Source organism: Micromonospora parathelypteridis, assembly GCF_014201145.1.
Classification (GTDB): domain Bacteria; phylum Actinomycetota; class Actinomycetes; order Mycobacteriales; family Micromonosporaceae; genus Micromonospora; species Micromonospora parathelypteridis.
This window is the reverse complement of sequence record NZ_JACHDP010000001.1, coordinates 3137377-3151601: the sequence shown is the minus strand read 5'-3', so window position 1 is coordinate 3151601 and position 14225 is coordinate 3137377. Positions and strand designations below refer to the sequence as shown.

The window sequence follows — 14225 nt, the reverse complement described above, 5'->3', positions numbered from 1 at the left end:
TCGCAGACCTCGTTGCGTGATCGACTGAACACCCACTACGGCTGGAGCAGGGGGCGGGTGGAGATTCAGGTCCCCGGGTGGTCTTTAGGTGCAACTGTCTGGCCGCACGTTGCGCCTTGGCACACCCGAACAGCAGCGATCCACGCGATGCTCGCAGTTCAGCCCGGTCAACTGGTGACGGTGGACAACCTCGTCGACGGGTTATGGGTTGATTGCCCACCGCGATCAGCCGTGGCTAATGTGCGTACCTATGCGGCCAATCCGCGCCGGGTTTTCGAGGCTTCCCCGGCCGGTCGAGGCGCATTCGTCGTCGGCGCAACGGCTATCGACTTGACGTACGCCCCGAGCTCATCGACGTCTTTTGCTTCGAGTCTGAGCGGAACGCTGCTCGGAAACCCGGACGGCCGGCTGCCGCCGGGGCAGGCGGTGCGACGCCGCTCCTTCCGAGCCTCGTCGTACGGCACCGATAGGCTCACGGCCGTGACCGAACCCGCGCAGCTCAGCCACGTCGACCGCGCCGGCGCGGCCCGCATGGTCGACGTCTCCGCCAAGGCGGTGACGGGCCGACTTGCCGTCGCGGCCGGCCGTCTGCGGACCACGCCCGAGGTCATCGACCTGTTGCACCGCGACGGTCTGCCCAAGGGCGATGCGCTGGCGGTCGGTCGAATGGCCGGGATCATGGGGGCCAAGCGCACCCCTGACCTGATTCCGCTCTGCCACCCGATCGCCCTGCACGGCGTCACCGTCGACCTGCGGTTGACCGCCGACACCGTGGAGATCACGGCCACCGCCCGCACGGCGGACCGGACCGGGGTGGAGATGGAGGCACTCACGGCGGTCGCCGTCGCAGGCCTCGCTCTGATCGACATGGTCAAGGCGGTCGACCCGGCGGCCTCGGTGGACGCGGTGCGGGTGCTGCGCAAGGAAGGCGGCAAGACCGGCGAGTGGGTCCGGCCGGAGGACCGGCCGTGATCCGGGCCCGGGTGATCGTCGCGTCCAACCGCGCCGCGGCCGGTGTCTACGCCGACACCAGCGGTCCGCTGCTCGTCGCCGGCCTGCGTGAGCTGGGGTGCCAGGTCGACGAGCCGGTGGTGGTGCCCGACGGTGAGCCGGTCGGCGCCGCCCTGCTGGACGCCCGCGCCGACGGGGTCGACGTGGTGCTGACCAGCGGTGGCACCGGGGTGACTCCGTCGGATCGCACACCCGACGTGACCCGGGTTCTGCTGGATTACGAGATCCCCGGCATCGCCGAGGCGATCCGCGCACACAGTCGCGACCGGGTGCCCACCTCGGTGCTGTCCCGAGGCCTGGCCGGTGTCGCCGGCCGGATGCTGGTGGTCAACCTGCCCGGCTCGACCGGCGGCGCCCGGGACGGGCTGGCAGTGCTCGGGCCGATCCTCGGGCACACCGTCGACCAGCTCCGCGGCGGGGACCACTGACCGCTCCGCGGTGGGAACCGCTGACCGGTCCGGTCCAGGCCCGGGCGGCTGTCGGTCCGTGCCGATAGGCTCGGCCGGTGAGCACGGAAACCGCACCCACCGCGGATCGGATCGCCGCACCCCCGCCAGCCGGCTGGGAGGAAGCGCGTTCGCGGGTCTACGCGGTCGGTCTGGCCGCCGCGCTACCCGCCGTCGCCCGAGCACTGCTCGACGCCGACGGGTCGACCCTGGCCGAGCCGTTGACCACCCGCACCGACCTGCCCGCCTTCCCGACCTCCAGCGTGGACGGCTGGGCGGTGCGCGGCGACGGCCCGTGGCGGGTCGTCGGCCGGGTGTTGGCGGGCAGCACGCCCGCGCCGCTCACCGAGGACGACACGACAGTTGAGATCGCCACCGGGGCCATGGTCCCCGAGGGCGCCACCGCCGTGCTCCGCGTCGAGGAGTCCGCCGCATCCACCACCGGCCTGATCAGCGGCACTCCCCGGGAGACGCCGGAGTGGCGCAAGCCCGGTGAGGAGGCGTACGCCGACGAGGAGCTGTTGCCGGTCGGCACGCCGGTCGACCCCGCGGTGATCGGCCTGGCCGCCTCCTGCGGGCACGACACGCTGCGGGTCCGGCGGGCGCCGCGCGCTGCGCTGCTGGTCTTCGGCGACGAGCTGCTGACCGCGGGTCCGCCCGGGGCCGGTCGGGTCCGGGACGCGCTCGGCCCCACGGTGCCGGCGTGGCTGCGGCGGTACGGCTGCCAGGTCCGCCCGTCCGACGTGGTCGGCCCGGTGGCCGACACGCTGCCCGCGCACGTGGCGGCCCTGCGCTCGGCGCTGGCCAGCGCCGACCTGGTGTGCACCACCGGCGGCACGATGAACGGCCCGGTCGACCACCTGCACCCGACCCTGGAGGCGCTCGGCGCCGACTACGTGGTCAACACGGTGGCCGTCCGTCCGGGCTTCCCGATGCTGCTGGCCCGGGTGGCCGGCGACGACGGGCGGATCCGGTTCGTGGCCGGGCTGCCGGGCAACCCGCAGTCCGCCATCGTCGCGCTGGTGTCGCTCGTCGCCCCGCTGCTCGCCGGCCTGCAGGGCCGCTCGATGCCGGTGTTGCCGCAGGCCACGTTGGCCGAGGCGGTGCCCGGCCGGGGTGACCACACCCACCTGGCGCTGGTCCGGCTGGACCGGGTCGCCGGCACCGCGTTCCCGGTGCGGCACGTCGGCTCGGCGATGCTGCGCGGCCTGGCCGGCGCGGACGGGTTCGCCGTCATCCGACCCGGCACCAGGGGCGAGCCGGGCGACCGGGTGCCGATCGTGCCGTTGCCATTGCTTCCCGGGGAGCGTGCGTCATGACCGCACCGACGATCACCTTCGGCGAGATCACCGATCAGCCGCTCGACCTCGCCACACACGAGGCGGCGGTCGCCGACCGCCGGGCCGGCGCCGTGGTGTCCTTCCAGGGCGTGGTCCGCGACCACGACCACGGGCGTCAGGTCACGAGCCTGGAGTACGAAGGGCACCCGAGCGCCGCGCAGGTTCTGCGCGAGGTGGCCGCCGAGATCGCCGCAGAGCCCGACGTCTACGCGGTGGCGGTCTCGCACCGGGTCGGCCCGCTGGAGATCGGTGACGTGGCGCTGGTCGCCGCGGTGAGCACCGCGCACCGGGCGGCGGCCTTCGCGGCCTGCGCCCGGCTCGTCGACGAGGTCAAGGCGCGCCTGCCGATCTGGAAGCGGCAGGTCTTCACCGATGGCACCGAGGAATGGGTCAACTGCCCCTGACCGTGCTCAGCGGCGGTTGTTGACCACCACAGCTCTGGCGAGCCGGTCGCCGTAGAACGCCGGCTCCGCACCCGGGCGCCACGGCAGTGCGGCGACCAGCACGATCAGCGCGAGTGCCAGCGAGTTTTCCATCAGGGCTCCGAAGAGACCGTCCTGGTAGTGCGACATCTCCGGCAGTTGGTGCTCGTACGGCCAGATCGGCGAGATCAGGAAGAGCAGGTAGAGCCCGATCGCGGCGACGCCGTGGCGGAGCCCGGTCAGCGTGGGGTACCAGATCGGCGGGCGGAGCCCGTTGACCCCGGACAGCCCTCCGAACGCCGGGCCCTGGCCGGTGCGCTGGGGAATCCCCCGGCTCGCCTCCCGGCGGCGCACGGCGGCGTCGGCCAGCACGATGATCGCCGGGATCACCCAGACCAGGTGGTGCGTCCAGGAGATCGGGCTGATCACGTTCGCGGTCAGACCGACAAGCGTGAACGCGGTCAGCTCGTCACCATCGGCGCGGGAACTGGCCGCTCGGGACAGGCCCAGCGCCAGGATCAGCACCGAGAAGGCGAGCCAGAGCAGCCCGGGGGTCTCGATCGAGTCGTACAGGCGGGCGAGCAGGCCGGCGAGTGACTGGTTGGGTGTCATGTCCGCCGCGCCGACCCGTTCGGTCTGCCAGAGCACGCTGCCGAAGTACGTCCGCGACTCGTCGCCGACGATCGCGAAGGTCGCCACCGTCACGCCGATCGTGGTGCCGATGGCGGTGGCCGCGACCCGCCACTGGCGGGTGATCAGCAGGTAGGCGATGAACAGTGCCGGAGTGAGCTTGACCGCGGTGGCCAGGCCGATGCCGGCGCCGGCCCAGGCTCCCCCGTAGAGGAAGCGCAGCAGTGGGCCGTCGGTCGCGGCGTAGTGGGTGCCCCGGCGGGAGCGCCAGCGAAGGCCGATCAGGTCAGCCATGATCAGCGCGAACAGCAGGATGTTGACCTGGCCGTAGCCGAGAGTCTCCCGACCTGGCTCGATGGCGACCGCGAGCGGCACCGCCACGGCCACCGTGAACCACAGTGGCCACCCCAGCCGGTCCACGATGGGGCGGAGCAGCCCGGCCAGCACCAGCGCCAGCGCGGCGATGCTGGCGAAGGCGTTGACCATGCCGGCCATGCCGATCGGGAGCTGCGCCATCGGCAACATGACCAGCCCGCCGAACGGCGGGTAGGTGAAACCGAGGGTGGTCCCGGGCGCGATGAACTCGTAGAGCTCGTGACCGCTCGCCCACCACACCACGGCACCGTGGTAGATCTTCATGTCGAAGAAGTTGTACGGCCGCCCGAAGGCACCGATGGCGAGCCATGCGGCGTAGGCGACGGCGGCCACGATGGCACCCCGTACGACGTTCCTGCGATCGATCCGACGCGTCACGCGTTGGATTGGGGCGAGGCGGTCCGCCCGACTACCGACAGCCGTCGGCATGGCGTGGCCACCCCCATACCAAGGTCGTCCTACCCGTCCAGGTCCTGCACGGAGCCTAGAACGGCGCCTCACGTCAGTGCCTCCCGCGTTATGCGACCGTGTCCGATCCCACACAAGTTTTTGACATTTCCACCGCGTTAACGCCTACCGGGTGGTTCAGGTAATTCGCGGCCTTAGCGGGGGGTGGGGGTGACACAGAGACGCATCGACGCAGTTCAGCCGGGGAGTCGGCGTGCGGTGGACGCGGATCGGACGGCGATCCGGGCCTCGCGTCGGGCGGTACGGACGGCGCGCTGCACGGAACGTCGAGAATGGCCGATGCGGTGACCGGTCCGCCAACGCAGACCGGGCTTGCCACCGGTGTCGGTTGCGGCCAGCAGGAGACCGCCGAGCAGACCGAGGTTCTTCAACGCGTGGATCTGGTTGTTGTTCTTGGCGGTCGGGTCGTCGTTGTTCCAGAAGGGATGCCCGGCGATGGTCACCGGCACCAGCGTGCCGGCGAGGACCAGCGCGGCGGGTCGGCTGAACCGCCCGGTGGCCATCATCAGCCCAGCGGTGACCTGCACCGCCGCGTTGAGCCGGATCAACGTCTCGGTTTCGGTGGGGAAGCTCGGATGTGCCTTCTTCAGGATCGGTGCGACCTTGTCGGTCACCGGCCTGGCGGCCACTGCCAGCCGAGCCGGGCTGCGGAAGTTGCGATACCCGCTGACCACGAAGATGCCGCTCAGCATGGCGCGGGCGAGGGAGCGTACGGGCGTCATGGATCAGTCATACCCCGTCGCGGCGTTTGCTACCCCGGCAACCGCCGGATCCGGATCGGTGATCGTGCCCCTGCGCCACGCCGATTCGAGTGACCGTCACGGATGGCCGGGCCGTGGCGGGTAAGGTCGCGCGGGTGACCACGCTGCGGCTACGCCCTGAGGACCCGGCCGACGCCGGCCCGGTACGCCGCGTGCTGGCCGCCGCCTTCGCCCGTCCGGACGTGGCGACGCCGCCGGAGGTGAGCCTTGTCGACGAGCTGCGCGGCACCGCCGCCTGGCTGCCGGAGCTGGCCATGGTCGCCGAGTACGGCGGTGAGGTGGTCGGGTACGCGCTGCTGACCCGGGTGCGGGTGCGGCCGGAGCAGGGCTCGGACGTTCCCGTTCTGGCGCTCGGCCCGGTGGCGGTCGCGCCGCACCGACAGCGCGTCGGGCACGGCACGGCGGTCGTGCAGGCCTCCCTGGACGCCTGCACCGAGCTGGGTGAGCGGCTGGTCGTGGTCCTCGGTGACCCGGCCTTCTACCGCCGATTCGGCTTCAGTCCTGCGACTGAGCTGGGCCTGACCGGGCCGTGGGCCGGTCTCGGTGAGCCCTGGCAGGCGTTGGTGCTGCCACCGTCCACCAGCGAGGAGGGGCCCCCGCCGAGCGGCGAGGTGCTCTTTCCGGCGCCCTGGTCGAAGGTCTGACCGCGCCGACGCGGTGTGTGCCGGTCAGGCTGGCTGTGTCCGCAGGTACCGGCCGAAGTGCGGGACCGTGAAGGCGACCGTGCCCCGCTCACCGGAGTAGATCAGCCCCTTCTTGATCAGCGCGTCCCGGGCCGGGGAGAGGCTGGCGGGTTTGCGGCCGAGGGCGCGGGCGATCTCGGCGGTGGGCACCGCGGCGTCCATGTCGTCGCGGACCACCGCTCCGGAGTCGTCCTCGACCGCGGACATCGTGGCCATCGCCCGCATGTACTCGCGTTCGGCGGGGGTGGCCCGCTCGAACCGGGAGCCGAAGAACCCGACCGCCAACTCGGCTTCCGCCTCGGGCGCGGCGACCCGCACGTCGGCGGCGGTGATCGGCGAGCGCGGCGCGTGGTCCCAGGTCGCCTTGCCGTACGCCTGAACGAAGTAGGGGTAGCCACCGGACTTCTCGTAGAGCAGGTCGAGTGCCTTCTGCTCGTACTCGACCTCCTCGCGCTCGGCGGGCGCGCAGAGCGCGTGGTCGGCGGCGATCCGGTCGAGCCGGTCGATGCGTTGGTAGCGGAACAACCGTTCGGAGTACGACTTGGCGGCGCTGAGCACCGCCGGCAGGTGCGGCAGTCCCGCGCCGACGACGATCAGTGGCGCGCCGAGCTGGGACAGCTCGTGGCAGGCGGCGCAGAGCGCCGACACGTCCTCCGGGCCGAGATCCTGCATCTCGTCGATGAAGATGGCGATGCCGGTGCCGACGTCGCTGGCCACCGCGGCGGCGTCACTGAGCAGCTCGACCAGGTCGATTTCGATGTCGCCGGAGTCGGCCCGACCGCTGGCCGCGGGCACGTCGATGCCGGGCTGCCACCGTTCGCGCAGCTTCGGGGCGGCACCGGCCCGGCCGGTCGGGGCGGACCGTTGGGCGAACGCCTTGAGGACGCCGAGGAACGTGTCGATCCGATCGGGCGCGCGGTGTCGGGGGGCGAGCTCGCGGACCGCCATGTGCAGCGCGGCGGCGACCGGGCGACGCAACGACTGGTCCGGACGTGCCTCGATCTTGCCGCTGCCCCAGAGGCGGTTGATCGCCTGCGACCGGAGAGTGTTGAGCAGAACCGTCTTGCCGACGCCGCGCAGCCCGGTGAGCATCAGGCTGCGTTCGGGTCGCCCGCGTGCGATGCGTTCGAGCACGATGTCGAAGACGTCCAGCTCCCGCCCCCGCCCGGCGAGTTCGGGCGGACGCTGGCCGGCGCCCGGCGCGTACGGGTTGCGGACCGGATCCACGCATCGGAGAGTATCGGGCCATCTAGCTGCGAGGCTAGACATGCATAGATGGGGCTACCGGCGTGTCGTGGCCGTCGACAAGAAACTAGGGCTGTCTAGCTTGGACGCTAGACAGCCCTAGTTTTGGCAATCGGGCCTACCGCTCTTTCAGGCAGAGCACGTAGTCGAACAGGTCGATCGAGTTGTCGTGCACGTAGTTCGCGGTTGCCTGCGGCGCGAGCGACTCGCACCGGTCCCCGTCGGTCGTCGCCGGGATCCGCAGTAGCACCTGATAGGTGTTCGGACCGCACGGCACCTTGCGCAGCTCCGCGTCGTCCTCGGTGCCCTCGTTCACCAGGCAGTCGCCGGTGGCGAACTCCTCGTCCGGGGTCGGCGCGGCCGACCTCGGCACGTCCCTCGGCAGGGCGGGCGGGACCGCCGGCGCGCTCGTCGACGGCGTACGCGCGTCGTCACCGTTGGCGTCGGCGACCCTCCAGACCGCCCAGCCGGCCAGGCCGAGGCACGGGCAGAGCACGAGCAGCACCACCAGCGCGATGATGAGAGCGACCTTGCGGCCGGTCTTCTTCACCGGCGCGACGGGCGGCATCCCGTAGCCGCCAGGCGGCGGCTGACCCCACGGCGTGGGCGGCTGACCCGGCATCGGCCCAGGCGGCGGCATCGGCCCAGCGGGCGGCATTGGCCCGGCTGGCGGCATCGGCCCGGCGGGCGGGAACGGCCCGGGCGGCGGGTAACCCGGGCCCGAGGTGGGCGGCGGTGCCCACATCGGTGCGGTCGGCGGCTCCGGTTGGGCCGGCGGCGGTGCCCACATCGGTGTGGTCGGCGGCTCGGCATCGCTCGACGGCGGACCCCACTGTTGTCGGGTCGGATCCTCGGCGGGCGGGCGCTGGTACGGGTCGTCCGGTTGGTCGGAACCCGCTGGTCCGTAGGTCGTCATGTCATCCCCGGGGTGGGTGGTCTCAGCGCTGCTTGAGGCAGAGGACGAAGTCGAGAGTGTCCAGCTCACTGTCGAAGAAGTACCAGTTGGTGTAGCCCTCGACCTTGCCGCACTTGGCCTCGGCGTCGCGCTCGCCACTGGTCGCGCCGTCGATTCGGCTCAGCACCTCGTACGACTTCGCGGCGCAGCCGCTGATCAGCAACTTCGGCTTGCCGCCCGCCGCGCCGTCATTGCGGACGCACTGGCCGACCTTGGCGAACCGGGGATCGGCAGACGACTCCGGTGCGGCCGCGCTCGGTGCGGGCTCGGTCGCGTCCGCGTCCGCACTGGGGTCACCAGCAACGGCCGAACCGGTCGGCGCGGCCAACGACGTTGGGCCATCCTGCCCGCGCAGGAACCAGAACGCACCGCCGGCGGCCACCACCAGCAGCACGACGGCCAGCACGGCGATCAGCGGTCCCCGACCGCGTCGACCCGGTGCCGGTTCGGGATCCTCGCCGTACGGGTCGCCATCGGGCCGGTAGGGCTGCCCGCCGTACGGGTCGCCATCGGGCCGGTACGGCTGCCCGCCGTACGCCGGGTTCACCCCGGGCGGCTGGTACGCGCCGCCGTAGGGCGCCCCGGGCTCACGGCCGTAGGGGCTCTCCGTCCCGCCGCCGTACGGTGTCCCGGGCGCACCGCCGTAGGGCGACCCGGAACCACCTCCGTAGGGCGCGGCGGGTGGGCCGCCGTACGTCCCGGGGCGTCCCTGGGGGTCGGGCGGGTAGGACGGAACCGTCGGCGGGTAGGGCTGCTGCACCGGCCGTCCGGGCGTCTCGTCAGGTCGTTGCCCACGCCACGGTCCCGGGTTGCCGCCCCCGGGTGGTCCGTAGTTCGTCATGCCACCCTCCTGCACAAGTGGTGAGAGGCCGGCCACCAAAGCGCGACGCCGACTCCGACGTCACCGTAGCGTGGTCCACTGATGAGCTCACCTCCACCGAGCGCCGCAGCCGCCGTCGGCCGCCGCGCTGATGTCACGCCCACCCTGATCTGGACCGCTCTGATCGTGGTCTACCTCCTCTGGGGGTCCACCTACCTGGCCATCCGGATCACCGTGGAGACGCTGCCTCCGCTGCTGTCGGCCGCCCTGCGCTTCGCCGTCGCCGGCCTGATTCTGGCGGTGGTGCTGCGGCTGCGCCGAGGCCCCGGCGCACTGCGGGTGGACCGGCGACAGCTCGCCTCGGCCGCGCTGGTCGGGGTGCTCCTGCTCGCCGGCGGCAACGGCCTGGTGGTGCTCGCCGAATCCGGGCCGCCCGGAGTGGCGCTCCCGTCCGGGATCGCCGCGCTGCTGGTGGCGACCGTGCCGTTGCTCGTGGTGTTGTTGCGCGCCGCCACCGGGGACCGCCCGCCGATCTGGACGTTCGCCGGGGTCTCCCTGGGCTTCGTCGGCCTCGTCCTGCTGGTGCTACCCGCCGGCAGTTCGGACGCGGTACCGCTGGTCGGGGCGTTGACCGTCGTGGCGGGGGCAGTTTCCTGGTCGGTCGGGTCGTTCCTGTCCGGCCGGATCCGGATGCCCGCCGACCCTTTCGTGGCCACGGTGTACGAGATGCTGGCCGGCGCGCTGGTGCTGGCCGTCATCGCCGCCGGTCGGGGCGAGCTGAGTGATTTTCACCCCGCGGCGGTCAGCACCCGGTCGTGGCTGGCGCTGGTCTACCTGATGGTGGCGGGCTCGCTGGTGGCCTTCACCGCGTACGTCTGGCTCCTGCACAACGCGCCCATCTCGCTGGTGTCGACGTACGCCTACGTCAACCCGGCGGTCGCGGTGGCGCTCGGCGCGCTGCTGGTGGCCGAGCCGATCACTGCGCAGGTGCTGCTCGGTGGCGCGGTCATCGTCGCCGGGGTCGCTCTGGTGGTGAGCACCGAACGGCCCCGCCGGGCGGGCGCCGGATCACGATCGGGGGCCTCGCCGGTGAGCAGCCGCCGGTAACCTCCGGCCCATGTCGGCCGCTGCGCTGGTGTCGGTCGCGCTGCTCGGCGCGCTGGTCGGCCTCGTCGTACCCCGGTTGGCCCGGCGCTTCACCGCCGCGTCGACCCGACCCCGGCCGCGGCGCGAGGCCCGGGTGTTGCTCAGTCCGCTGCTGGCTGCCGGCGTCTTTGCCGGTCTCGCCGTCGCCATGAATGACGATCCGGCGCTGCCGGTCTTCCTCGCGGTGGCAGCGGTGGGGCTGGTGCTGGCCGGGGTCGACCTAGCCTGCCTGCGGCTGCCCGACCCGTTGGTCCTCGTCGCCGCAGTGCTGGCCCTCGGTGGTCTGACCGCTGCGGCGTTGCTGGCCGGCACTCCCGGCCGGTTACTGCACGTGCTGGCTGGCGCGGCGGTCGCGGGCGCGGCGCACGTGCTGCTGGCCCTGCTGCCCGGCTCACGACTGGGCTTCGGGGACGTCAAGCTGGCCGCCGTCCTCGGCGCACCGCTCGGCTGGCTGGGCCGGGATGCCCTGCTGGCTGGGCTGCTCCTGCCTCATCTGCTGCACGGCGGGCTGGTGCTCGCTCTGCTCGTCACCCGGCGGGTGCGCCGCGACACCCTGCTGCCCGTCGGGCCGGCCCTGCTGGCCGGCGCCTGGCTCGGTGTCCTCCTCGGCTGACGCGGCCGGCAACCGCAGCCCAGAGTCACCGAGCGCGGCGTCGTCGATGGCGCACGCGCCGGGCCGGCTCAGATCAGCCGGAGCTGGCGGTCCTTCGGGCGACGCGGCTCCGTCTCGCCGAACCGCTCGAACAGGCCCGGGTCGATGACGCCGAGGAACGGCGACGGAGCACAGTCGCGCTCCGCGCCATGTCGGGTGCGGCGGGCGGCGTGACTGACGTACAGCCGGTCCTGGGCCCGGGTCAGGCCGACGAAGAAGAGCCGGCGCTCCTCGGCGACCGCGTCCTCGTCGGGCGTCGAGCCCGGCCAGCGCAACGGCAGCAGGCCGTCCTCGACACCGACCAGGAAGACCACCGGGAACTCCAGGCCCTTCGCGGCGTGCAGGGTGAGCAGCGTGACCGCCTCCGCACGCGGGTCGAGCGCATCCACCTCCGCGCCGGTGGCCAGTTGCGACAGGAACGCCTCCAGGTCGTCGCCGCAGCGTCGGGCCAGCGGGGTCAGCAGGTCCACGGCCGAACGGACGGCCTCGGGGCGTACCGTGCCGGTGCCGTCCAGGGTGGGCACGGCGAACCGCTCCGCGACCACCTGGCCGGCCAGCCGCACCCGGGCGGCCAGCGAACCGGCCAACCCGTCGGCGTGTCGCAACTCGCGGGCGATGGCCGCCACCCCGGGCCGATCCCGCAGCCGGTCGTGTGAACGCTTCTGCACCGGAATGTTGGCCCGGGCCAGGGCGTCCACCACCGGCGCGGCCTGCGCGTCGGTGCGGTACAACACGGCGATGTCGGAGAACGACAGGGACGTCGACCGGCCGTCGATACGGCCCGAGTCCAGCGAACGGTGGGACAGTCCGCCGACCAGCTCGTCGACGGTACGGACCACGAAGTCGGCCTCCTCGGCGACGGACGCCGCCGGATAGCGCCCCACCAGCGGGGCCTCCGGGTCGAGCCGGGCCGGATCCAGCCGCCGGCCACGAACCAGCGAGGACGGTGCGATGGCCTGCACGGCGGCGGCCAGGATCGGCGCCGACGAGCGGTAGTTGCGGTTGAGCCGGACCAACCGCGCGTCCGTGAAGTCCTCGGAGAAGCGCAGGAAGTAGCCGACGTCGGCACCCCGGAACGAGTAGATCGCCTGGTCCGGGTCGCCGATCGCGCACAGGTTGCCGTCCGCCGGGCTGAGCAGCCGCAGCAGCTCGTACTGCGTCGCGTCGACGTCCTGGTACTCGTCGACGAAGATCCACCGCCAGCGGTCCCGGTACTGCTCGACCAGCTTGCGGTCGGCCCGCAGCAACTCCACCGGCAGGGTGACCAGCTCGTCCAGGTCGACCAGGTCCTGCTTGCGCAGCAGCGCCGCATAGCCGGCGATGTCGTCGCCCGCCTCGGAGCGGGCCGCCGCCCGTTCGGCGTCGTCGGCGATGCGGAAATTAGCCGGCAGACCCGCCGCGTCGGCGTTCTCCCGCAGGATGGTCAACCCCAGCGCGTGGAAAGTGCCCACGGTGACGTCCTCGGCGACCGGTCCGAGCAGGCCGTCGAGGCGGTGTCGCAGCTCCTCGGCGGCCCGGCGGGTGAACGTGATCGCGAGGCAGTGCTCGGGAAAGACGTTCAGCTCCGCGCAGAGGTACGCGATCCGGTGGGTGAGCGTCCTGGTCTTGCCGGTGCCCGGGCCGGCCACGATGAGCAGCGGGCCACCGGGCGCGGACGCGGCCACTCGTTGCATCGCGTCCAGCCGGTCCAGCAGGCCGGTACCGACCTCCTCCATCCCGGAGAGCATCGGCTCGAACGGCTCGTGGGGGGACGGCGGCGACGCGATCGGCGGTGCGGGAGCCGGGGCCGGCTTCCGCTTCGGCTCGGCCTTCGCCGCCGCCGGGCGCTTGGCCGTCGAGCGGGCCGGCGGCTCCACGGGGCGGCGCTGCGCCGGCACCGGTACGTCGAACAGCGTCTCCTGTGCCGCACCGGAGTTGGCGCCCAACTCCGCCGGGTCGAAGAGCGTGATCACCCCGTACTCGCCGTCGTAGCCCGGCACCCGGCGCACCTCGCCTCGTCGTAGTCGCCCGATGCCCTCCGCGAGCAGCTCACCGCCGGCCTGTGCGATGTCGGTCAACGGCGTCGTGGTCAGGATCTCCAGCTCAGGGCCGAGCGCGGCGAGCAGCTCGTTGAGTCGCCCCTCGACCTTCTTCGACCGGGCGCCCACCTTGTTGATCTCACCGAGGACCTCGGCCAGCGGGACGAGGTGGGTGACGTCTCGGGCGTCTGCAGGTCGGTGCCCCGCCGGGCGGTCGGCCAGTTCCTCGATCCGGCTGAGGACGCCCACGGTGAGCGGCTTTCCGCACTCGGGGCAGCGACCCTCGGCGGCCCGGGTCCGCTCCGGGGACCAGTTGACCCCGCAGAGCCGGTGCCCGTCCGCGTGGTACTTGCCCTCCTCCGGGAAGAACTCGATGGTGCCGGCCAGGCCGTCACCGGTCCGCAGCGCCTCCCGGACGGCGAAGTAGTCCCGATCGGTGGTCAGCACGGTCGCCTCCCGGCCCAGGGCCGGCGGCGAGTGCGCGTCCGAGTTGGACACCAGTTGATAGCCGTCCAGGCTGCCGACCCGCCAGTTCATCGCCGGGTCGGACGAGAGACCGGTCTCCACGGCGAAGATGTGTTCGGCCAGATCGGCGTAGCAGTCCGCGATCGCGTCGAAGCCGGATTTCGAGCCCAGCGCGGAGAACCACGGCGTCCAGATGTGAGCCGGCACCAGGTAACCGTCCGGGCTGGCCTCCAGGGTGATCTCCAGCAGGTCGCGGGAGTCCAGACCGAGGATCGGCCGGCCGTCCGAACCGAGATTGCCGATCCGGCCGAGGGCGGCGTTGAACCGGGCCACCGCGTCGAGATCCGGCAGGTAGATCAGGTGGTGCACCTTGCGGGTCCGGTCGTCCCGCTTGTAGATGGTGGAGATCTCCACGCTCAACATGAACCGGACCGGGTCCGCGTCCGCCGTCCCGGCGAGTCGCGGCGGCAGCCGGCGGGCGATGTCCCGCTCCGCCTCGGCGTCGAGCCGGTACAGCCCCGGCTCGGCCGGGCGCAGGGTCTCCCGCAGGTGGTCGTACCAGGCGGGGTGCGTGAAGTCGCCGGTGCCGAGCAGACCGATGCCCTTACGACGGGCCCACCACGCGAGGTTCGGCAGAGTGAGGTCGCGGCTGCACGCGCGCGAGTATTTCGAGTGGATGTGCAGGTCCGCGACGAATGGCGGGAGGCCACCGGGGGGTACGGCGCTGAACGGGGGCACGCCGCATCCTGTCACGCCCGCCGCGCCGCCCGCCCGCCGCCACGCGCGGA

The 14225-nt window shown here is 72.5% G+C and carries 12 protein-coding genes and 1 pseudogene; 7 read left to right on the top strand and 6 right to left on the bottom strand.

Going from position 1 to position 14225, the window contains the following annotated elements; translation table 11 throughout:
• Window positions 1-480: 480 nt before the first annotated feature.
• The 4 genes from moaC (at window position 481) to HNR20_RS14080 (ending at window position 3201) form a co-directional block, all read left to right on the top strand.
• Complete coding sequence (gene moaC / locus HNR20_RS14095) at window positions 481-972, top strand: cyclic pyranopterin monophosphate synthase MoaC (protein ID WP_184179938.1); 492 nt, start codon at window positions 481-483, stop codon at window positions 970-972.
• On the top strand, window positions 969-1439 hold the full coding sequence (locus tag HNR20_RS14090; protein ID WP_184179935.1) for a MogA/MoaB family molybdenum cofactor biosynthesis protein: 471 nt from the start codon (window positions 969-971) through the stop codon (window positions 1437-1439). The genes moaC and HNR20_RS14090 overlap by 4 nt, the downstream gene beginning before the upstream one ends.
• Before the next feature lie 77 nt (window positions 1440-1516).
• A complete protein-coding gene (locus HNR20_RS14085; protein ID WP_184179932.1) occupies window positions 1517-2776 on the top strand; it encodes a molybdopterin molybdotransferase MoeA in 1260 nt (419 codons plus the stop codon).
• The gene (locus tag HNR20_RS14080) at window positions 2773-3201 is read left to right on the top strand and encodes a molybdenum cofactor biosynthesis protein MoaE (protein ID WP_184179929.1); all 429 of its coding nucleotides are present in this window, start codon (window positions 2773-2775) and stop codon (window positions 3199-3201) included. The genes HNR20_RS14085 and HNR20_RS14080 overlap by 4 nt, the downstream gene beginning before the upstream one ends.
• Before the next feature lie 6 nt (window positions 3202-3207).
• On the opposite strand, the gene HNR20_RS14075 is transcribed toward HNR20_RS14080, so the two are convergent.
• Both HNR20_RS14075 and HNR20_RS14070 read right to left on the bottom strand, forming a co-directional pair.
• Window positions 3208-4653, bottom strand: a complete 1446-nt coding sequence (locus tag HNR20_RS14075) for a glycosyltransferase 87 family protein (RefSeq protein ID WP_184179926.1) — start codon at window positions 4651-4653, stop codon at window positions 3208-3210.
• 215 nt (window positions 4654-4868) lie between these two features.
• Window positions 4869-5414, bottom strand: a complete 546-nt coding sequence (locus HNR20_RS14070) for a DoxX family protein (RefSeq protein WP_184179923.1) — start codon at window positions 5412-5414, stop codon at window positions 4869-4871.
• Between the two features lie 134 nt (window positions 5415-5548).
• On the opposite strand from HNR20_RS14070, the gene HNR20_RS14065 reads away from it, so the two are divergent.
• Complete coding sequence (locus HNR20_RS14065) at window positions 5549-6097, top strand: GNAT family N-acetyltransferase (protein WP_184188452.1); 549 nt, start codon at window positions 5549-5551, stop codon at window positions 6095-6097.
• 24 nt (window positions 6098-6121) lie between these two features.
• Here HNR20_RS14065 and HNR20_RS14060 read toward each other — a convergent pair whose 3' ends face one another.
• From HNR20_RS14060 to HNR20_RS32305, 3 genes and pseudogenes are all read right to left on the bottom strand, one after another.
• A complete protein-coding gene (locus HNR20_RS14060) occupies window positions 6122-7363 on the bottom strand; it encodes an ATP-binding protein (protein ID WP_184179919.1) in 1242 nt (413 codons plus the stop codon).
• A gap of 136 nt (window positions 7364-7499) precedes the next feature.
• Window positions 7500-8297, bottom strand: a complete 798-nt coding sequence (locus HNR20_RS32910) for an LppU/SCO3897 family protein (RefSeq protein WP_229687031.1) — start codon at window positions 8295-8297, stop codon at window positions 7500-7502.
• 22 nt (window positions 8298-8319) lie between these two features.
• Window positions 8320-8805: pseudogene (locus HNR20_RS32305) on the bottom strand (LppU/SCO3897 family protein); the annotation flags it as partial.
• Window positions 8806-9258: 453 nt separating this feature from the next.
• Between HNR20_RS32305 and HNR20_RS14045 the strand changes: the two are divergent.
• Window positions 9259-10263 carry an EamA family transporter gene (locus tag HNR20_RS14045; protein WP_184179913.1) on the top strand — a complete coding sequence of 335 codons (1005 nt, stop codon included), beginning with the start codon at window positions 9259-9261 and terminating at the stop codon, window positions 10261-10263.
• Window positions 10264-10273: 10 nt separating this feature from the next.
• On the top strand, window positions 10274-10915 hold the full coding sequence (locus tag HNR20_RS14040) for a prepilin peptidase (RefSeq protein ID WP_184179911.1): 642 nt from the start codon (window positions 10274-10276) through the stop codon (window positions 10913-10915).
• 68 nt (window positions 10916-10983) lie between these two features.
• On the opposite strand, the gene HNR20_RS14035 is transcribed toward HNR20_RS14040, so the two are convergent.
• Window positions 10984-14175: a UvrD-helicase domain-containing protein gene (locus HNR20_RS14035; RefSeq protein ID WP_184179908.1), complete on the bottom strand. Its 3192-nt coding sequence runs from the start codon at window positions 14173-14175 to the stop codon at window positions 10984-10986.
• Window positions 14176-14225: the final 50 nt, after the last annotated feature.

Excerpts from the sequence above, each read along its gene's own strand:
- HNR20_RS32910 (WP_229687031.1), bottom strand. The coding sequence starts at position 8,297 with ATGACGACCTACGGACCAGCGGGTTCCGACCAACCGGACGACCCGTAC.
- HNR20_RS14075 (WP_184179926.1), bottom strand. The coding sequence starts at position 4,653 with ATGCCGACGGCTGTCGGTAGTCGGGCGGACCGCCTCGCCCCAATCCAA.
- HNR20_RS14045 (WP_184179913.1), top strand. The coding sequence starts at position 9,259 with ATGAGCTCACCTCCACCGAGCGCCGCAGCCGCCGTCGGCCGCCGCGCT.
- HNR20_RS14070 (WP_184179923.1), bottom strand. The coding sequence starts at position 5,414 with ATGACGCCCGTACGCTCCCTCGCCCGCGCCATGCTGAGCGGCATCTTC.
- HNR20_RS14040 (WP_184179911.1), top strand. The coding sequence starts at position 10,274 with ATGTCGGCCGCTGCGCTGGTGTCGGTCGCGCTGCTCGGCGCGCTGGTC.
- HNR20_RS14080 (WP_184179929.1), top strand. The coding sequence starts at position 2,773 with ATGACCGCACCGACGATCACCTTCGGCGAGATCACCGATCAGCCGCTC.